21 protein-coding genes are annotated in these 18,417 nt (G+C 72.2%); 7 read left to right on the top strand and 14 right to left on the bottom strand.

Annotation, left to right across the window (positions count from 1 at the left end):
• Positions 1-163: 163 nt before the first annotated feature.
• From AAW13_RS39010 to AAW13_RS38995, 4 genes are all read right to left on the bottom strand, one after another.
• Positions 164-508 carry a GNAT family N-acetyltransferase gene (locus AAW13_RS39010; RefSeq protein ID WP_046732297.1) on the bottom strand — a complete coding sequence of 115 codons (345 nt, stop codon included), beginning with the start codon at positions 506-508 and terminating at the stop codon, positions 164-166.
• A gap of 21 nt (positions 509-529) precedes the next feature.
• Positions 530-949 carry an aspartate 1-decarboxylase gene (gene panD / locus AAW13_RS39005; protein WP_046732296.1) on the bottom strand — a complete coding sequence of 140 codons (420 nt, stop codon included), beginning with the start codon at positions 947-949 and terminating at the stop codon, positions 530-532.
• A gap of 258 nt (positions 950-1,207) precedes the next feature.
• Entirely contained in the window at positions 1,208-2,386 is a 1,179-nt protein-coding gene (locus AAW13_RS39000) for a PP2C family protein-serine/threonine phosphatase (RefSeq protein WP_046732295.1), read from the bottom strand.
• 218 nt (positions 2,387-2,604) lie between these two features.
• Positions 2,605-2,949 carry a MerR family transcriptional regulator gene (locus AAW13_RS38995; RefSeq protein WP_046732294.1) on the bottom strand — a complete coding sequence of 115 codons (345 nt, stop codon included), beginning with the start codon at positions 2,947-2,949 and terminating at the stop codon, positions 2,605-2,607.
• Positions 2,950-3,561: 612 nt separating this feature from the next.
• Here AAW13_RS38995 and AAW13_RS38990 point away from each other — a divergent pair.
• Entirely contained in the window at positions 3,562-4,053 is a 492-nt protein-coding gene (locus tag AAW13_RS38990; protein WP_046732293.1) for a hemerythrin domain-containing protein, read from the top strand.
• 109 nt (positions 4,054-4,162) lie between these two features.
• Here AAW13_RS38990 and AAW13_RS38985 read toward each other — a convergent pair whose 3' ends face one another.
• Positions 4,163-4,333 carry a hypothetical protein gene (locus AAW13_RS38985; RefSeq protein ID WP_046732292.1) on the bottom strand — a complete coding sequence of 57 codons (171 nt, stop codon included), beginning with the start codon at positions 4,331-4,333 and terminating at the stop codon, positions 4,163-4,165.
• Positions 4,334-4,471: 138 nt separating this feature from the next.
• Here AAW13_RS38985 and AAW13_RS38980 point away from each other — a divergent pair, with 138 nt between their 5' ends.
• Complete coding sequence (locus AAW13_RS38980; protein ID WP_069751537.1) at positions 4,472-4,645, top strand: CsbD family protein; 174 nt, start codon at positions 4,472-4,474, stop codon at positions 4,643-4,645.
• Positions 4,646-5,402: 757 nt separating this feature from the next.
• Here AAW13_RS38980 and AAW13_RS38970 read toward each other — a convergent pair.
• Entirely contained in the window at positions 5,403-7,166 is a 1,764-nt protein-coding gene (locus AAW13_RS38970; RefSeq protein WP_046732291.1) for a thiamine pyrophosphate-dependent enzyme, read from the bottom strand.
• Positions 7,167-7,180: 14 nt separating this feature from the next.
• Complete coding sequence (locus tag AAW13_RS38965) at positions 7,181-8,764, bottom strand: FMN-binding glutamate synthase family protein (RefSeq protein ID WP_046732290.1); 1,584 nt, start codon at positions 8,762-8,764, stop codon at positions 7,181-7,183.
• 201 nt (positions 8,765-8,965) lie between these two features.
• Between AAW13_RS38965 and AAW13_RS38960 the strand changes: the two genes are divergently transcribed.
• Positions 8,966-10,060, top strand: a complete 1,095-nt coding sequence (locus tag AAW13_RS38960; RefSeq protein ID WP_046732289.1) for a carboxylate-amine ligase — start codon at positions 8,966-8,968, stop codon at positions 10,058-10,060.
• Positions 10,061-10,269: 209 nt separating this feature from the next.
• Here AAW13_RS38960 and AAW13_RS38950 read toward each other — a convergent pair whose 3' ends face one another.
• Positions 10,270-11,205 carry a Rieske (2Fe-2S) protein gene (locus tag AAW13_RS38950; protein WP_046732288.1) on the bottom strand — a complete coding sequence of 312 codons (936 nt, stop codon included), beginning with the start codon at positions 11,203-11,205 and terminating at the stop codon, positions 10,270-10,272.
• 175 nt (positions 11,206-11,380) lie between these two features.
• Here AAW13_RS38950 and AAW13_RS47895 point away from each other — a divergent pair, with 175 nt between their 5' ends.
• Entirely contained in the window at positions 11,381-11,764 is a 384-nt protein-coding gene (locus tag AAW13_RS47895) for a hypothetical protein (protein WP_420855519.1), read from the top strand.
• 20 nt (positions 11,765-11,784) lie between these two features.
• On the opposite strand, the gene AAW13_RS38945 is transcribed toward AAW13_RS47895, so the two are convergent.
• Genes AAW13_RS38945 through AAW13_RS38930 form a run of 4 tightly spaced genes read right to left on the bottom strand, consistent with a single transcriptional unit; the run spans position 11,785 to position 14,291 of the window.
• The gene (locus tag AAW13_RS38945) at positions 11,785-12,801 is read right to left on the bottom strand and encodes an iron-containing redox enzyme family protein (protein ID WP_046732287.1); all 1,017 of its coding nucleotides are present in this window, start codon (positions 12,799-12,801) and stop codon (positions 11,785-11,787) included.
• Positions 12,798-13,010 carry a CDGSH iron-sulfur domain-containing protein gene (locus tag AAW13_RS38940; protein ID WP_046732286.1) on the bottom strand — a complete coding sequence of 71 codons (213 nt, stop codon included), beginning with the start codon at positions 13,008-13,010 and terminating at the stop codon, positions 12,798-12,800. Before AAW13_RS38940 ends, AAW13_RS38945 begins: the two co-directional genes overlap by 4 nt.
• Positions 12,994-13,674: a HemK2/MTQ2 family protein methyltransferase gene (locus AAW13_RS38935; RefSeq protein ID WP_046732285.1), complete on the bottom strand. Its 681-nt coding sequence runs from the start codon at positions 13,672-13,674 to the stop codon at positions 12,994-12,996. Before AAW13_RS38935 ends, AAW13_RS38940 begins: the two co-directional genes overlap by 17 nt.
• A gap of 14 nt (positions 13,675-13,688) precedes the next feature.
• Complete coding sequence (locus AAW13_RS38930; protein WP_046732284.1) at positions 13,689-14,291, bottom strand: flavodoxin family protein; 603 nt, start codon at positions 14,289-14,291, stop codon at positions 13,689-13,691.
• Positions 14,292-14,380: 89 nt separating this feature from the next.
• Between AAW13_RS38930 and AAW13_RS38925 the strand changes: the two genes are divergently transcribed.
• The 3 genes from AAW13_RS38925 (at position 14,381) to AAW13_RS38915 (ending at position 16,626) form a co-directional block, all read left to right on the top strand.
• Positions 14,381-14,980, top strand: coding sequence for a hypothetical protein (locus AAW13_RS38925; RefSeq protein WP_167391781.1), 600 nt, complete (start codon positions 14,381-14,383; stop codon positions 14,978-14,980).
• A gap of 115 nt (positions 14,981-15,095) precedes the next feature.
• Positions 15,096-15,623, top strand: a complete 528-nt coding sequence (locus AAW13_RS38920; RefSeq protein ID WP_046734320.1) for a hypothetical protein — start codon at positions 15,096-15,098, stop codon at positions 15,621-15,623.
• 73 nt (positions 15,624-15,696) lie between these two features.
• Positions 15,697-16,626, top strand: a complete 930-nt coding sequence (locus tag AAW13_RS38915; RefSeq protein ID WP_206306357.1) for a GAF and ANTAR domain-containing protein — start codon at positions 15,697-15,699, stop codon at positions 16,624-16,626.
• Positions 16,627-16,768: 142 nt separating this feature from the next.
• On the opposite strand, the gene AAW13_RS38910 is transcribed toward AAW13_RS38915, so the two are convergent.
• Entirely contained in the window at positions 16,769-17,599 is an 831-nt protein-coding gene (locus AAW13_RS38910; RefSeq protein ID WP_240528865.1) for a GAF and ANTAR domain-containing protein, read from the bottom strand.
• Between the two features lie 216 nt (positions 17,600-17,815).
• On the bottom strand, positions 17,816-18,043 hold the full coding sequence (locus AAW13_RS38905; RefSeq protein WP_046734321.1) for a hypervirulence associated TUDOR domain-containing protein: 228 nt from the start codon (positions 18,041-18,043) through the stop codon (positions 17,816-17,818).
• Between the last annotated feature and the right edge of the window lie 374 nt (positions 18,044-18,417).

Below are 18,417 nucleotides of genomic sequence, written 5' to 3'. Positions count from 1 at the left end.
GTGGGGACCGGGCTCGGGTAGGGGTCGGGGGGTTGCGGGTTCGTCATGGCGTCCTCCGGCCAGTGGGTCGACGTCACCTCTGGTCTACTGCCACGCGTACCCGGCCCCCGCGCTCCCACTCACCCGGACGGCGGGCCCGGGGTTCCGGTGCGTCCGCCGCCGGTCAGAAGCGGCCGGGGTGGGCCACCAGCCACTCCTTCGCCGCGCGCAGCAGCTCGGGGTCGGGCGTCGGGGCCACGTCGGGGTGGCGTTCGGCCCACCTGACGACGTACGGGCAGAGCGGGGCCACCGGGGTGTCCTCGCGCTCGGAGATCGCGTACAGCTCGCGGGCGAGGGAGCCCGCGATGCCCTTCCCCTCGTGCTCCGGTTGCACGATGGTGTGCACGGGCACGAAGGCCCGGGAGGGCGACTCCAGCACGAAGTACTCGATGTGGCCGACGACTTCACCGCCGGCGACCGCTTCCAGACGCCCGGCCTGCCGGTCGTCGCGGATCTCGATGTCGCTCATGTCGCCCTCCTGGTCCGCCGGTCAGACCTGTACGGCCTGCGGGCTGCGCTCCTGGTCCGAGCCCGGTACCGGCTCGGACGGGTCGGCACCGAGCGCCACGATTCGGTTGCCGTCGTCCACGTGCACGACCCGCGGCCGAAACGTACGCGCCTCGGCGTCGGTGAACTGAGCGTAGCTGATGATGATCACCAGGTCGCCGGGGTGCACCAGGTGGGCGGCGGCCCCGTTGATCCCGACCACCCCCGAGCCCCGCTCGCCCTCGATGACGTACGTCTCCAGCCGGGCGCCGTTGGTGATGTCGACGATGTGGACCAGCTCACCGGGCAGCAGGTCGGCGGCGTCGAGCAGATCGGCGTCGATGGTCACGGATCCCACGTAGTGCAGGTCGGCCTGGGTGACGGTGGCGCGGTGGATCTTGGACTTGAACAGAGTTCGCAGCACTTTGGACTCCTGGAAGACGGCTCCCTGCCTGCTTTTTGCAGGTCAAGGGCGTCCTTCACTGTACATCGGCCGGCCTTCGGCCCGAGGGCTTCTCGGAACATCGTGTGCTGGGACGTCCACGCGGACAACCATGCCCTTCCCCTCGGTCAGTTCCCCGGGCTCGGCCACCCGCGGGCCCATATGGCTCACTGCTGACGCTCCGTCGGCGTGACGACGGCGGCCGAGACGTCCAGCAGCTCCGTACCGCGACGCTGGTCCCTACCCGTCCTCGCGTCGCGGACCGTGCCAGTCCAGGACGAGGACGGTGGCGTCGTCCCGGAGGTTTCCCCGGCAGGCGTCCAGTACCGCGGTGGTCAGGCTGCGCACGGCTTCCCTGGGATGCGAGGTGCGGGTGTCCCGTACGAGGGATGCCAGGTCGACGGCTCCGGCGCCGCGTTCCTGCATGCCGTCGGTGAGCAGGATCAGACGGTCGCCGGGGAGAAGCTGGAGTCGCTGCACGTGGTAGGAGGTGGGGGCGGCCACGCCGAAGGGGAGGTTGACCTCGAGCTGGATCTCTTCGACCTCGGTGGCGCCTTCGCGTAGGCGCAGGGGCCGGGGATGCCCTGCGTTGACCAGTTCGCAGGTCCCCGTCGCGAGGCCGACGCAGAGCAATTGGCCGGTGGCCAGACCGCGGCTGTGGGACAGCAGGGCGTCGTGGGCCTGTTGCGCCTGCTGGAGTGCGTCACAGCCGCTGCGGCGGGCGCCGCGCATGGCGCCGACCAGGAGTGTGGCGAGCAGCGCGGAGTTGGTGTCGTGGCCCATGGCGTCGGTGATGGACAGGTGCAGTGTGTCGCGATCGAGTGTGTAGTCGTAGGTGTCGCCGCCGATGTCGTCGGCCGGCACCAGCCCTGCCGCGAGGGTGAACTGTGGAGCTTCGCAGCACGAGGCCGAGGGGAGCAGTTGGTGCTGGATCTCGGCGGCCAGGCTGGTCCGGGTGGTGCGTCGGCCCGCGTGGTAAAGGTCGGTGAAGCGGCGGTCCGTGACGATGATGTAGGCCAGTGCGTGCGCCGCGTCCTCGATCTGGGCGAGTACGGTGTCGTCGGCGTTCTGGAGCGTGGCCTCCAGCACGCCGATGCAGTCGCCGCGGTTGGTGACCGGCGAGATCACGCGCCGCCCGCCCTGGCCGTCCGGTTCGACGTGCTGGCACTGGGTGCGCAGGACCGTGTCGTAGACGCTGCCCTCCAGGTCGATCCGCTCGGCAGCGCCCCCCATGTCGTCCTCGGCCTGTGTGGTCAGGCGCAGCAGCCGCCGGCCCACGAGGTCGACGAACAGGAACGACACACGCTCCGCGCCGAAGCGCTTGCGCAGGTCGTCCGCGAGTACCTCGACGGACTCCCCGGGCGGTGCCGCCTCTGCGGCGGCCAGAAGCTGCCCCAGTTCCAGATCCCCGCCATTCATGGCAACCTCCTGTCGGTTGCCGCTCCTTCTTCCCCGGGTTCGGCCCCTCTTCACCCAACTACTGCGTCACGCCTGCTCACGGGTTGCTTTTCCGGCGGCGTCCGGTTGACGCGTTGAGCCCGGCCGGCCGCGGAACGGCGGTGCGGTCCCGCGGCGACCGCGTCCGCCGGCGGTGCGTCGTGCGCCTGCGTCGTGCGCCTCGGGTCCGGGCGTTCCGCTCAGGCCGATGTCTTCGGCTGGGGTTTGCCGCCCTCGGCGCGCAGTTGCTCGTTGATGCGCTGCGCCTCTTCGAGCTGGTCTTCGAGGATGACGATGCGGCAGGCGGCCTCTATGGCGGTGCCCTGGTCGACGAGTTCGCGGGCTCGGGCGGCGATGCGCAGCTGGTACCGGGAGTAGCGGCGATGGCCGCCGTCGGAGCGCAGCGGGGTGATCAGGCGATGTTCGCCGAGGGTACGGAGGAAGGCGGGGGTGGTGCCGAGCATCTCGGCGGCCCGGCCCATGGTGTAGGCGGGGTAGTCGTCATCGTCGAGGGGGCCGATGGGACGGGAACCGGCAGGCGGCATAGACCTCTTCTTTCGGGGACGCGTCGGGGGGCCCGAGTGCCTGTACGGCACCGGGCCCCGAGCTTTCAACACCATCTACCGGCGCGTTGCGCCGACTTTCTTTTTCCGCAGTGCCGCCTGGGAGGGCGGGGGTTGCGGGGATCGTGAATGCGTGACCGGGGACCACCTTCCAATCCGGGGCCTTGCGGTACCCGGGCGGACTGCTTCCTCGCCCGGGCGATCCTGATGGCGCTCTGCTCCTTACCTTTCGAGTACGCGGATACCGCGGCTACTACTGCTCACAGCCCCGCGGGGGCCGTGTCCTTCTGATCTGCCTGCACAGCAGTTCGTGTCTGCTGTGCCCGCTTGGACTTCTGGCTACGCACACAACGCTAACCCGGCGGCCACGGAATGTCTACTGCCGCCATGACAGTTTTTCTGCGGGCGAGGCAACGTGTCAGGAGCCGGGAGACCTTCGAAGAACAACCGTGAGAGTTCGCGGGAGCCGGCCGGCAGCTCTCGTTCGGGGGGTGCCGGCCGGCCGTCGTCGCCGCGAGGTCGGGGGCCATCAACGGGGACCGTGAGGGTAGGCGGTAGCCACCTCAACCGTTCGCACGAAAGTGGTGCACCGCCATGGCAGAGACCCAGGACGTCGTCGAGCTCATCCTTCAGGACCACAGGCGTATGGAGGACCTGTTCCGGCTGATGCGCAGCGTCGAAGCCGACCGGGCCGACGCGCTCCAGGAATTCGCGGACCTCCTGATCGCCCACGCGCTGGCCGAGGAGACCGTGGTCTATCCGGCCCTGAAGAGGTACAAGAACATCGACGACGAAGAGGTCGAGCACGGCGAGCATGAGCACGACGAGGGCAACGAGGCCCTTCTGAACCTCCTGGAGGTGGCGGAGGTCGGCTCCGAGGAGTGGGACTCCAAGCTGGAGGATCTGGTGGAAGCCGTCACCCACCACGCCGACGAGGAGGAACGCACCATCCTCAACGGCGCGCGCGAGAACGTGGCCATGGAGCGGCGCGAGGAACTGGGCGCGGCGTTCCGGGAGGAACGCGAGCGCCAGCTGAAAGCCGACTGCGGTTCGGTCGACAACGTACGCCGCATCGTCGCCTCCTGACCGCACCCCGCCGCGAGGCAGCCCGCGCCGGGGGCGGGAAGGCTGCGTCAAGCCCGTAGGGCCTGGCCGGTTCCGGCCAGGCCCTACGGAGGGGTGAGTGCGGGTCAGGTCACCATCGGTACCAGCGGCCGCGGCCACCCCCGGCGCTCGTGGAGCGCATCACGAAGCCGAGCAGCCACAGCACCAGGACGGCGACGGCCACCCACCAAAGGACCTTGACAGCGAAACCGACACCGAACAGGACGAGTGCGAGAAGCAGAACGAGCAGCAAAGGAACCATGGTTATCGACCTCCTTGGCCGCCGTATGCCCGCGACTGTTTCCTTCATTCCGTGATCGTGGCTCGTTTGTACAGGGAAAGCCGGGGCACCGGTGGGCTACAGCGAAAACAGAACCGAGGCAATGAGGAGGCGCATTCCATGACTGCCGGCGAAAAGGCCAAGGCGAAGACCGAGCAGGCCAAGGGCAAGGCCAAGGAGGCCGCGGGCAGCGCCGTCGGGAATGACCGCATGGCCGCCGAAGGACAGGCCGAGAAGAGCACGGGTGATGCCCGTGAGGCCAAGGAGAAGGCCAAGGACGCCTTCAAGCACTGACGACATCTCTGTCTTCGAAGGGCCCTCCCGTGCATACGCCGGGAGGGCCCTTCGAGGTGTCTCGGAGCAGGCGGCGCCGGGTCGCGTGATGCGTGTGTCGATGAATCCTCGTTGGGCCGCCACAGCCGGCGCAGCGCATCCGGCAGCAGGATGCCACCTCAGCGAGAGCGGCTGCCACGCGCAGGTTTTCGGCGAGCCGGATGAGGTCTGCGCAGGGATTGCCGTCCGGCATCTGCGCGAAGCTGGACGGGTATCCCCTCAGGGAGGCCGGTTCCGCCGGGTCGTACCGCGCAGGCACGTGCACCCAGAACTCCCGGAAGGTTCCGGAGTCGACCTCGCCGCCGCTCCACTCGAACTCGACCGTCTGGTGGCCGGGGCAGGGTGAGAAGTTGATCAGGGCTGGATCAGCGCTGTTGCCGCACTGCCTCCTCGACCCTTGCCCTGGTCCGCCTTATCGCCCATGGGCCGGCTACCGGGACCGCAAGAGCAACCGCAGCCGAGCTGAGCAAGGTTTCGGTCCACGGTGTTCCGCTCTGCCGCCACACCATGATCGTCGACGCGGTGATGACAGCGTCGACCCCGAGCAGGACTGCCCACAGGCGCCCCGTGGACAACGATTTATCAGACATGGGCCGCACCTTAGCCGCGATGTCCCGCGTTCCCCCGCTCCGGTAGGGGCGGCCAGCCGCTGGTCAGTTGGGCTTCGGCAGGAGAGACCGTCGTAGGAGAACGGTGGTGGTCCCACCGGTCCCCGGCGTCAGTTGCCGCTCGGCTCTCCGTGGCTGCGGACGACCTCCTTCACCTTGGCCACCGCGAACCCCCAGCCCTGCTCGACCGTCGGCTTGGCCGGGACGGCGACCTCGTCGGGGTTGGTGAGGACGTCGAGCAGGACCGGGCCCGGACTGCGGAAGGCGCGTCGCACGGCGCTCTCCACCTCTGCCGGGTCCGTCACGCGGATGCCGGTGATGCCCATGGCCTCGGCCACGGCGGCGAAGTCGGGGTTGTCCAGCACGGTGCCGAACTCGGGCAGGCCCGCCTGCTCCTGTTCGAGTTTCACCATGCCCAGCCGCCGGTTGTCGAAGACGACCAGCTTGACGGGCAGGCTGTACGTCTTGAGGGTCATGAGGTCGCCGAGGAGCATGCTCAGGCCGCCGTCGCCGCAGAAGGCGACGACCTGCCGCTCGCGGTCCAGGCTCTGGGCGCCCAGGGCCTGGGGCATGGCGTTCGCCATCGAGCCGAGGTTGTAGGAGCCGATGAGGCGGCGCCGGCCGCGCATCTCGACGAAGCGCGAGAGCCAGACCGTGGCCATGCCCGTGTCGGAGGTGAAGACGGCGTCGTCGGCCGCGATCCGGTCGACGGCCGCCGCGAGGGCCTCCGGGCGTATGTCATGGGCGCGGTTGTCCAGCGCGGAGCGGATGCGGCCCACGAGCCCCTTGTCGTGCGCGGGGTCGGCGAGCCGGGCCTGTCCGGCGCGCCACTGGTCGAAGTGCTCGCGTGCCTTCTCCAGATGCGACCGGTCGCGTGCGCCCTCGGTGCCCGCGGGGGCGGCGCCAAGGTGGTCCAGCAGGTCTCGGACGGCGGCGCCGGTGTCCCCCACGAGGCCGACGTCGACCGGCACCCGGCGGCCGATGTGGGTGGCCTCGGTGTCGACCTGGATCACGGTCCGTCCCTCGGGATACCAGTCCCGGTAGGGGAAGTCCGTGCCGAGCAGCACAAGAGTGTCCGCGTCCTGGAGGGCCGCCGCGGCGGCGGGGTTGCCGATCAGGCCCGTCTGGCCGACCTGGAAGGGGTTGGTGTCCCCCTCGAAGCCCGCCTTGGCCTTGAGCGTGAGGACCATCGGTGCGGCCAGGCGGTCGGCGAGGGTGAGCACGTCCTCGCGGGCGGCACGGGCGCCCTCGCCGACGAGCAGCGTGGCCCGTTCGGACCGGTCGAGGAGTTCCGCGGCGCGGCGGACGGCGGCCCCGTCCGGCCGGTTCACCGGAGGGTTCAGGGAGAACCGGGCGGGACGGTCGGCGGTCAGCTCCCGATCGCCCAGGTCGCCCGGCACGGTGAGGACGGCGACGCCCTTGCGGCCCCGTGCGTGGCGCACCGCCGTCTCCAGCATCCGCGGCAGCTGGTCGGGCGAGGTGACGGTCGCGCGGAAGACGGCGACGTCGCTGAAGAGGGCGTCGTTGTCGACCTCCTGGAAGTAGTCGCTGCCGATTTCGGCGAGGGGTACCTGGCCGGCTATCGCCAGGACCGGGGCGTGGCTCTTGGCCGCGTCGTACAGGCCGTTCAGGAGGTGGACGGAGCCGGGCCCGACGGTGCCCATGCACACCCCGAGCGCTCCGGTGAGCTGCGACTGGGCGCTCGCGGCGAACGCGGCCGCCTCCTCGTGCCGGCAGCCCACCCATTCGAGGTCGTCGGTGGTGCGGATGGCGTCGGTCAGGGGATTGAGCGCGTCTCCCACGACGCCGAACACCTGGCGCACGCCGAGTTCGCTCAGTGCGTCCACGATGACGCGGGCTACAGTACGGGCCACGTGAGTCCTCCGGATCAGACGGTGAAGTGGTCGGGGTCGGCGGCGTTCCAGTCGGCCGCCCAGGAGGCCGGCGGCTCGGCGAGCAACTGGCCGGGCCGGAGCCACTCGTACAGCTCCTCGTAGGAGCGCTCGGTGCAGGGGTCGACGCGCCGGCGGAGCATGTGCGGGCGCAGCTGCGCGGGGTCGGTGACGCCCAAGGACGCCATGATCTGAAGTGCGCTGGCCACGGTCGCCTCCTGGAAGCGCTGGACGCGCGCGGTCTTGTCCCGGACGTCGAGGGCGCGGGCGCGGCGGGGGTCCTGGGTGGTGACGCCGGTGGGGCAGGCGTTCGTGTGGCACCGCTGCGCCTGGATGCAGCCGACGGCGAACATCATCGCCCGCGCGGCGTTGCCGTAGTCGGCGCCCTGCACCATGCGTTTGACCAGGTCGGTGCCGGTGGCGATCTTGCCGCTCGCGCCGATCCTGATCCGGTCGCGCAGGCCGGTGCCGACGAGGGCGTTGTGCACGGTGAGCAGCCCCTCGGTGAGCGGGGTGCCCACGTGGTCGGCGAACTCCAGCGGCGCCGCGCCGGTGCCGCCCTCGGCGCCGTCCACGACGATGAAGTCAGGCGCCGTGCCCTCCTCCAGCATGGCCCTGCACACGGCCAGGAACTGCCGGCGCGAGCCCACGCACAGCTTGAACCCGGTGGGCTTGCCACCGGACAGCTCCCGCATGCGGGCGATGAAGCGCACGAGCTCGCGTGGGGTGGAGAACACGCGGTGGTAGGGCGGGGAGACGACCGTCCGCCCTTGCGGCACGTCACGGGTCCTGGCTATCTCGGCGTTCACCTTGGCGCCCGGGAGCACACCGCCGATGCCGGGCTTGGCGCCCTGCGACAGCTTCAGTGACACGCACTTCACGTGGTCGTGCGCGGCCTTGTCGGCGAACTCGGCCGCGTCGAAATCACCGTCCTTGGTGCGGCAGCCGAAGTACCCGGTGCCGATCTCCCACACGAGGTCGCCGCCCGGACGGAGGTGATACGCGGACAGGCCGCCCTCACCGGTGTCCTGGGCGAAGCCCCCCGCCGCGGCGCCCCCGTTGAGGGCGAGGACGGCATTGGCGGACAGCGAGCCGAAGCTCATCGCCGAGACGTTCAGCAGCGCCATGTCGTAGGGCCGGCCGCAGTCCGGACCGCCGATCCGCACGCGTGGCGGCGTCTCGGGCACCGGGCACGGTGCCATCGACGGCACCAGGAACTCGTGACCGGGCTGGTACACGTCCCGTTCGGTGCCGTACGGCTCCTCCGCCTCGGTGCCCTTGGCGCGCTCGTAGACGATGCTGCGCACGTCCCGGTCGAAGGGGCGCCCGTCGTAGTTCCGCTCGATGAAGTACTGCTGGAGCTCCGGACGTATGCGCTCCATGAGGAAGCGGGCATGGCCGAGCACCGGATAGTTGCGCAGCACCGAATGCCGGCGTTGCAGCAGATCCCACGTGCCCAGCAGAGCCGACAGCGTCACCGGCACGGCGACGAGCAGCCACCAGAGGGAGACCGAGGCCGCCGCCAGGGACGCCAGTGCACCTGCGACGAGAGTCAGGACGACGATTGCGATGCGTGTCACCCCTTGCTCATTGCCGGGAGATCGCTGTCCAGTCCTGGGAGAGTGACGACGCCTTCGGAAGCGGCGGGTGGTGGTTTACGGCGTGGCGGGTGCGGCACTCGGGGAGCGCGAGTGACTCGTGCCACGAGCCTCGTCGTGCGGTGCACTGTCACGCGTCCGGAGCCGGTCCGGCAGCGTGGCCGGGCGGAACAGGCGGCCTTGATGACGACGATCGGCGTCGAAGAGGAGTACATGCTGCTCGACCCCGTCACGGGTCTGCCGGTCCCCCTGGCGGACAAGGTGCGGACCGCGGCCGGCCTGGGCCGTCTGGTGGCCGACCAGGAGGTGCACTGCGAGCTGCTGCAAGCGCAGATCGAGGTGGCCACGCCGGTGTGCGGCACGCTGGAGGAGGCCGGTGGACACCTGCTCCGGCTGCGGCACGCCGTCGGGGCGGCCGCCGAGGCGCACGGCTGCCGGCTCGCCACCTGCGCGACACCCCCACTGCGCCACGGCCACCCGGTGGCCGTCACCGACCAGGCCCGTTACCGGGCCATGCGCACCCAGGCACCCCAGCTGGTGGCGGAGCAGCTGGTCAACGGTATGCACGTGCACGTCGGCGTCCCCGGCCGGGAGACCCGTGTGCAGGTCCTGAACCGGATCCGGGTGTGGCTGCCGACCCTCACCGCGCTGTCCGCGAACTCCCCGCTGTGGGACGGCCACGACACCGGCTTCGCCAGCTGGCGTACCGTGATCTTCAGCCGCTGGCCGGTCAGCGGCATGCCCCCGCACTTCGCGGACCTCGCCGACCACGAGCGGCGCGTGCGGCAACTGCTGGACAGCGGTCTGATCTCGGACACCGGTCAGCTGTACTGGCAGGCCAGGCTCTCGGCCCGGTACCCCACCATCGAGGTGCGGTGCCTGGACGTGCAGCTGCGCGCGGACGACGCGGTGATGCTGACGGGCCTCGTCCGGGCCCTCGTGGAGACCGCGCTGGCGGAGGCCGCCGCCGGCGCTCCGGCGCTCGACTGCGACCAGGAACTGCTACAGGCGAGTATGTGGCACGCGGCACGCCACGGGCTGAGCGGCACCCTGGTCGATCCCGGTGGCCAGCAACGCCGGGCCGGCGAGATGCTGTACGAGCTGCTGCGCCACGTCGCTCCGGCGCTGGACGCCTCCGGTGACAGCCGTCAGGTGACGGCCCTGGTCCACCGGCTTCTCCAGGGCGGCACCGGCGCCGATCGCCAGCGCGACGCCCTGGGCCGGGGCGGTCTGCCCGCCGTCGTCGATCTGGTCATCGGCAGGAGCACCGTGCCCTGACCGGCCGCGGCCCGCCTGCGCACCCTCGGAGGGCGTGACCGTTCAGCCCAGCCCGTGGTGTACGTGGGCCGTGGTGTACGTGGGCCGTGGTGTACGTGGCGAAGCCCGCCATGGCCGCGAGGTAGCCGGCCGGCGGACGGTCGTGCCCCGCCGCGTACTGCCTGCCGGTCCACCGCAGCAGGCCGGGCAGACGTCCTGCGAGGCGGCCGTCAGCTGCCGTGTCCATGAACTCCCGTCCCCGTGCGTCGCTGCGCCGCTTCGGCCTCGTCCGCTGCCTGCCCGTCCGGGCCCTGACGCAGCCGGATCTCGACATGGCCGTCGATGATCCGGGTGTCGAAGGCCGGCTGCGGCGCGGTGGCCGGACCCCGCACGTTCCAGCCGTCCGAGAGCCGGAAGACGCTTCCGTGCCAGGGGCACTGGACGCATCCGTCGCTGACCGTGCCTTCGGACAGCGGCCCGGCGAGGTGGCTGCACCGCTCGGCCAAGGCGTGGACCGCCCCACCGGCGTCCCGGACGACCAGGACCGACACTTCGTCCACGCTGCGCCGCACCGGCTGGTCGGCCGGGAACTCCGTCACGGCTCCGATGCGGTGCCAGCCCTGGGTGACGACGTACGGGACCTCTTCGGCGTGGTTCGCGCCGGATGCCTGGCGGTAGGCCAGGTGACCGCCCAGCATGCCGCCGGCCGCGACCGCCGTCAGCCCCAGGAAGCCGTAGACCCGGCCCGCCGCGCCGCGTCCCCTGACGCGGGAGGTGAGCGAGGCGGTGTACAGGCCGACGGCCGCCGCGTTCATGACGGCGTGCACGAGGCCGACACGCTGCTGTCGGCGGTGCAGTTCCGCCCAGTCGACCCAGCCCGCCAGAGCGGCCGGGGCGGCGGCGGCCAGGCCCACGCCGACCAGGAGGCCCGCCTCGCGGGAGCGGCCGGGGCAGAGGTCCAGCACCGCCGCCGACAGCCAGCTTCCGATCGGCACCTGCACCATCAGCGGATGCACCGGGTGCCCGAGCCACCGGCCGTGCAGCAGGTCCCGCCCGTCGCCGAGCGGCAGGGCCTGCACTCCCTTGCGGACCGTTTCGATCACCGCGTCGGCCCTGGGCTCGCGCTCCAGTCGGTCCAGCAGCCGCAGGACGCGGCTCTGCCGCATCCGGCGGCGGTCTGACGTGATCCTCATGGTCGTCTGGGTCCCCGCCTGCGCGGACGGCAAACGCGGTGGTGGCACCTGTCAGCCGCCCGGCCGTCCAGGGGCGCGGCGCACGCCGCCAGTGGCGTGACGGGCGGTACGGGATGGGGTTCCGGGGCGGGACACGCAGGTGGATGTCATGTGCGCCACGACCGGTCTGCGGTGGTCCCTCGGGCCCGAACGCGATCTGCCTCAGGTGAGCGGCACGGACGACCTGACCGCCTTCGGACGAAGCCAACGGCCCAGAGGTCAGCGGCCCGCTGTGTACGGCGTCGACGTTCCGCGTCGCGTCCTGGGTGCTTCGGCGGCTCGGGCGGCGGCGCTGGCAGCCAGTGCGAGCAGGAGTGCGACAGCGCCGGTGATGACGTTGTTGGTGATGGTCTTGGTGGTGCTGACGTTGCCTGCCACACCCAGCGGGCGAAAGCAAACCGACCGGCGTGACAGGAGATCGCAATCCTGGCTGCTCCTCGGCGCAGCCGAACGGCCGGTGATCGATGCGTCGTCGGACCGGCCGACCGGCTGAGGCCGGCACCCCGGGGCCGCCTACGCCGGCAGCGGTTCGCCCTCCGAGGTGACCCGGTTCCCGCGCAGGGCGCTTCGGCTCTGCCGCCACCGGGGCAGCAGCCGGTCGGCCAGCCGGTCCTCCAGGTAGCCGGTCGCGCGGATGCCGAACACCACGTCGGCCTCCAGCCGCGGCTCGTCCGCCAGCAGGCCGGCGACGACCTCGTGCCGTACGACCTGTTCGTGCACCGCGTCCGCCTCGACGTGTTCGGTGTAGAAGCGGACGGCCGCCGCCCCCGCGCCCAGCCGGCGCAGCGCCTCGGCCAGGCGGCGGGAGGCCGGCGAGGAGGTGATCTCGACGGTGGCGAAGTGGCCGACGAGCGCCCCGCGCAGGGCCCGGTGCAGGCCGAACAGGGACATCAGGTTGACGGTGGCCAGCGCCTCGGCCGGCGCGGCGTCCAGGTAGAGCCCGTACGCCGGGTCCAGGCCCAGGTCCGCCATCAGGTCGGCGAACAGCCGGGCGTGGATCTCGTCGGCACGGCCGGCGCCGAACTCGTCGAACTCGACGGCGACCATGGCGGCCTTGGCCCGGCCGCGCAGCCGTGGGATCACCCAGGCGTGGGGGTCGGCCTCCTTGAGGTGGTACAGCGAGCGCAGCGCCGCGTACTCGCGGAAGTGGGCCAGGGTGCCGTGGTCACGCAGGAAGTGGGAGAGGCTGCCCTCGACCTCGCCGACCGGTTCCAGCTGGAGCCCGTCCAGCGCCTCCATGACGGTGGCGGACGCCTCGACGGGCACGTCCGCGCGCAGCGCCTCCAGGAAGCGGTGCTCCAACTCGGCCCGCAGCGCCAGGAGTCCGGGGTCCCACTCGAGGTCGTCGGGTACCCCGTCGAGGCCGAGGTAGTGGAGTTCGTAGAGGAGGTACAGGGCGAGCTGGAGGTCGTCGTCGTAGGGAGCGGTGCCGGCGGGCAGCCGTGGCCGGCCGGTGTCCGCCCCGCGGAGCACGGCGACGAGCGCGGCGGAGAGCGGGCCGCGGGGCCCGGGCAGCGGAGCGTCGGTCATGAGGTTCCGTCCGGTTTCGTGCGGCGGCGGTGGCTGGTGTCGCACCAGGGCGGGGTCCGGGTACGGCGGCAGGTGCAGACGGCGACCACGAAGCGCCGTGACACATGCACGGCGCCGTCCTCGCCCACGACCTCGACCGGCCCCTCCACCAGGAGCGGACCGTCGCGCTGCACGCGGACACGGCGGGGGCGTTCAGGCGTGTTCGGCACGGATCACCACCAGTTCCTCGCTCGTGCGGTCGGCGACCAGCCCGCGTTCGCGCAGCCAGCCGAGCCGGGAGAGCAGGACCCGGCCGAAGGGCAGCCGGGTGCGGTCGACGATCTCCGCACGCAACCCGGCCTCATGCAGCCGGGCCAGCGTCTCCTCGACGCCGCTCAGGTGCGAGTGCACCATCAGCAGCCGTCCCGCCGGGCGCAGCACGGTGGGCGCCGCCGCGCAGATGCGGTCGATCAGCAGCCGGCCGTCCGCGCCCGCGTCCCACGCCCGGGCGGAGCCCCGGGGCGGGCCGTCACCGGGCGGGGCGGGCACGTAGGGCGGATTGGTGACCACCAGGTCGAAGCGGCGGCCCGGGACGGCGGACCCCAGGTCACCGTGGCGCAGACGCACCGCCTGTCCGTTCAGCCGGGCGTTGCACCAGGCCGTGGCGAGCGCCCGCCAGGAGATGTCCACGGCTGTCACCCGGCCGCCGAGCCGGGCCGCCTCCACCGCGAGCGCACCGCTGCCGGTACCGAGGTCCAGGATCTCGGTACGGCGGGTGATCCGCTCCCGGCGCAGGGCCCGGCCGAGCAGGGCGGTGTCGGTCTGCGGGCGGTAGACCCCCGGCGGGGCCCAGCAGCGGAACCGGTGGGGAGAGGTGAGTGTCTCGACCGTCATCGTCGGCTCCGGTGTCAGCCGGACACCGGCGACGGCCGCCCGGCGAGGGCGCTCGCGACCCGGTGCAGGTTGTCGGCCATCGTGCGGCCCGTGCTGTGGGCCCAGTCGCGGCCGCGTTCGTCGTCCAGGTAGTCGGGGCCCGGACCGGGTCCGAGGTGCCAGTACGTCCACGCCTGGCCCGGGATCGTGTACCCGATGTCCGCGAGTGCCCCGGAGATCTCGCTGATGACGTGGTGGGCGCCGTCCTCGTTCCCGGTGACCACCACGCCGGCCACCCGGTCGTAGGCGACCGGGCGGTCGTCCTGGTCCGTCTCGGACATCATGGCGTCCATCCGCTCCAGCACCCGCTGCGCCACCGAGGACGGGCGTCCCAGCCAGGTCGGGGAGGCGATGACCAGGATCTCGGAGTCCAGCAGCCGCTCGTGGACGTCCGGCCACGCGTCACCGTCGCCCGCGTCCGTGACGACCCCTGGCGCGATGGCCAGATCGACGGCCCGTACGGACTCCGTCCGCACGCCGAGCTTGGTCAGGCGGGCGGCGACCTCCGAGGCCAGGGCCTCCGTGTTGGACGGCTCGGGAGACTTCTTGAGCGTGCAGTTGATGAGGAGGGCTTTCACGGATCTGCTCCACGGGGTGGGGGGCGGGGCCGGCGCGCCGGCCGGGTCACTCGGGTACCCCTGGACAGCGGGCGTAACGGAGGACGCGGCTGGAATTCGTCCACGTCACGCCCGGCGGGAGCCGGCTGCCGTCCTCGCGAGTCGACCGCCGCTGTCCGGGTACGCGGTTCGGGACCACGGACGCCTCCGGCGCGCAAGGCGGCGGTCACGGGTCCGACGGCGACCTCGACGGCGTGCGCGCCGTGCGCGAGGCCGTCGACGAGGCCGGCCTGGTGCCGCTGGTGGTGGCCCCGGCCGGCGGGGTCCTCGGTGACGGTGACGGCGAGCTGCCGGTGCACCGCACATACGCCACCGCCCGGTCCGTGGAGTTCGACGCCGTCCTGCTCGTCGGGGCGCCGGGACTGGGCGGGGACGCGTGCGGCGCGCGGGACGCCAAGGCCGGCTCCGGCAACGGCCACGGGTCCGGGCCCGGGCACGACCCGCGGGTGGCCCTGCTGCTCGACGAGGCCTTCCGGCACGGCAAGGCGATCGGTGGCTGGAAGGGCGCCGAGGCCGCCCTGGAAGCGGCCGGCGTCCCCGCCGACGCGCCCGGCGTGGTCGTGGGCGACAGCGGTACGGGGACGCCGGCCGAGATCATCGGTCTGCTGGGCGCGCACCGCGTCTGGGAACGGTTCCCCGCGCAGGTGTGACGACCGGCCGCGGCGGGGGCCGCGTGGCGGCCCCCGCCGCACCGGGTACTCGTCCGGCGCCGCAGGGCGCCGGACGGCGGACGGCGGACGGCGGACGAAAGTGAGGACGAGAGCCATGACGACACCGACAGCGGGCACCCGCCCGAAGATCCGGCGGGTCCGCACCGGCCTGCTCGGGATCTACCTCAACGACCATCTCGCAGGCGCCACGGCCGGTACCCGACGGGCCCGGTTCATGGCCGGGTCGCACCACGATCCTCCCTACGCACGGCCGCTGCGGAACCTCGCGGATGAGATCGCCGAGGACCGCGCGAGCCTGCTGCGCGTCATGGGGAGCCTCGGCGTGCCGCGGCGCGGCTACAAGGTCGTGGCGGCCGCCACCGCCGAGCGGCTGGGGCGTCTCAAGAGCAACGGGCGCCTCTTCCGCCCGTCGCCGCTGACCCTCGTGATCGAACTCGAGTTCCTCCGGCTGGGGGTCACGGGCAAGCAGCTCGCCTGGCGCACGCTGCGTGCCCTGGCCGAGGCGGACGACCGCCTCGACGGGCAGGAGCTCGACCGGCTGGAGGCACGGGCCCAACGGCAACTGAGCACACTGGAGGAGCTGCGCGTCACGGCGGTCCGGGACGTGCTGCGCGACGGCTGACGCCGCCGGCCCGCCCTCCGGCCCGCCTGCCGGGTACCCGGCAGGCGTCCGCCGGCCTGGCGGGAGATGTGCGGTGTCCGTGTTCGCCGTCGTGGAGGTGATGGGCGTGTCCGACGGGTCCTCCGCGGGTGGGTCCGCGGGAGAGTACTCCGCGGGTTCCGGCGCCCGTGGTGGCGGGCTGTCCGCGGCGCGGGAGCGGTTGCGGGTGGTGGAGGCGTTGTCGGCGGCGGCTCGGGGCGTGGAGCCGGTGGGGGTGCCGGAGGCGTTGTGCCGGGCGTGTGTGGGGTTGCTGGCGGTGTCGGGGGCGTCGGTGTCGATCTCGGGCGGTGCGACGGTGCGGGCGACGTGGTGTGCCAGTGACGAGGTGGCGGCGCAGTTGGCGGAGGTGCAGTACACGTTGGGGGACGGTCCGTGTCAGACGGCGTTGGCGGGGGCGGCCCCGGTGCTGGCGGGGGATCTGGCGGGTGGTGCGGACGGGCGGCGGTGGCCGATGTTCGCGCGGCAGGCGGTGGAGCTGGGGGTCCGGGCGGTTTTCTCGTTGCCTTTGGGGGTGGGGGGTTCGGCGATCGGGACGCTGGACTTGTACCGGGACCGGCCCGGAAGGCTGTCGCGGCGGGAGCTGGCGGTGGCGCTGTGGGCGCGGGACGCGGTCACGTTCGCGGTGATGAATCTGCATGCCCGCACCGCCGACGGGGAGCCGGAGGGCGAGGACGGGGTGGCGTCGTGGGTGGAGGCCTCGGAGGCCGAGCACAGTGAGGTCTACCAGGCGATCGTAATCGTGATGGTGCAGCTCGACACGGGTCCGGAGGAGGCGTTGGACCGGATGCGGGCGCGGGCTTTCGTCGAGGGGCGAACGGTCACCGAGGTGGCGCGTGAGGTGGTGGCCCGCACGGTGCGTTTCGCCGCGGAGGCAGACGGTACGGACGGCACGGGCGGCGGATCCGGTGGTGGACTGGCCGGGCGGGATGCCGGCGAGGACGGATTGGACGGTGAACGGTCATGAACCGCGAACAGCAGCTGACCGAGGCGCTGGTCCCGCCGGCCGGCTCCTTCGCCGACGCCGTGGATCCGGTGGTGCTTCTGGACCGTCTCCTCGTGAGGAGTGTGCCTCCTCGTGAGGAGTGCCCGCCCGGTCCGCTCGGCGTTCAGTCGCGATGCGCGGCGCTGACGTGCAGGTGGTTGAGGGCGGGGAGGACGACGGTGTGGCGATGCCACAGCAGCCAGCGGCCGACCTGCGCGCCGAGGTGGTCCAGTGCCGTCAGCTGGGCGGCGCTGAAGTCGCCCACGGGGCCGTCGTGATGAGTGGAGATCACGCCCATCACCCCGCCCCGCCGGCCGACCAGCGGCACACTGTGGCAGGCCCGGCTCCCGGTACGCAGGACGGCCTGCCGGGACGCCTCGTCGAAGGTGTCGGAGGAGGCGACATCCTTGACGGTGACCTGCCGGCGGTCCTCGGCGGCCCGCGCGCAGGGCGACCTCGTGTCCCCGACGAAGGCGAAGTAGTCGGTGAAGTGCCTTGCCAGTCCGGCGTGTCGCGCCATACGCAGCATCCCGTGCTCCACCAGCTGCACATGACCCATATGGGTGTGAGCGACATGCATGGCGCGGCGCAGGGCGGCCTCGAGGACGGCTCCGTGGCCGATGGGCCGCGCCTGACCCGTGTACAGGGCGGGCAGCGGGGGCGGTCCCCCGCGCGGGCGGTCGGGCACCCAGTCGGCGGCCCCGGCCTTCGGAGCCGGCAGCCGGACGGCGGCGTCGGCGAGGGTGTGGAGTTTGACGTTGAACCTCTGCGAGGTACGGCGCAGCAGGTCGAAGGCCTCCCCCTGCGAGCCGACCCGGTAACGCGTCATCAGAAGTTCCTCGGCACGGGCCACACCGGCCCGGGCCAGCCGCCGGTTGCGCTCGTCGACGGCGTCCGGCGAGGCGGCGCGGCCGGCGGTCCCTGCCCTGTCGGACGGGTGCGGGTACTCGGTCACTGACGGGGCCTCCTGAACTGTCAGCACCCGCGTGGCGTCCCGCAGTCGGGCCCGCGCACGCGCGGCGGCACACTGCGGTGCCTGCTGGCCGAAGCACCCTCTCCTTCCACTGTACGCACGTACCACGGCGCAACCGCCAGACGGCACAAGGGGATTGAGCCCCGCGGCGCCCCGCCCGCCCGGGGCGGGCGGCCGCGGCGCGGCGGCCCCGCTTGGTCACTTCTTCTTCAGCGCCGACGGCTTGTGCACCGCGGACCGGCCGGACTTGTCACTGCGCACCTGGTACTGCGGATCGTCAGGCGACGCGTCCACCGTGCGGCCCGCCGCCCGGGTCCGTTCGGTGATCTCCTTCTCCACCTTTCCCTCGGCCTGGCTTCCGTGGCTCTTCCAGGCCACCTTGTCGCCCTTCTTCAGGCGCTTGCCCTCGCCCTGGCTCCTCGCCATGCCGGCACTCCTTCGCGGACGGACTCCCCCCTCTCCTCCAGGGTGCGGGCCGCGCGCCCCCGGCGCAGCCGCTGCGTCCTGGTTTACCGCTCAGGACCAGGGGCAGGCGGAGTCTCGTGCTTCGGACCGGAGGCGCATGCCCAGCGGGAGAGACCCCAGCTGACGGCACCCTCCGGGGCCCGTCCAGCTCTCCGCTGCGGCACCCCTGACACCCCCTTCAGGACATGTCCGGACCCTGCGTTCCGGACTTCTGGAAAGACCGTTCAGGAGCGATACCGCATGCTCACCGACCTGCCGACCAGCCGTCCCGGCACGCCCGCCACAGCCCGCACCGCCCCGGGCACGTCCCGTCGCACCCACGACGACGCCCCGGA

It is taken from the genome of Streptomyces humi (assembly GCF_001005085.2).
Lineage (GTDB): Bacteria > Actinomycetota > Actinomycetes > Streptomycetales > Streptomycetaceae > Streptomyces > Streptomyces humi.
This window is presented reverse-complemented; position numbering and strand designations above follow the sequence as displayed.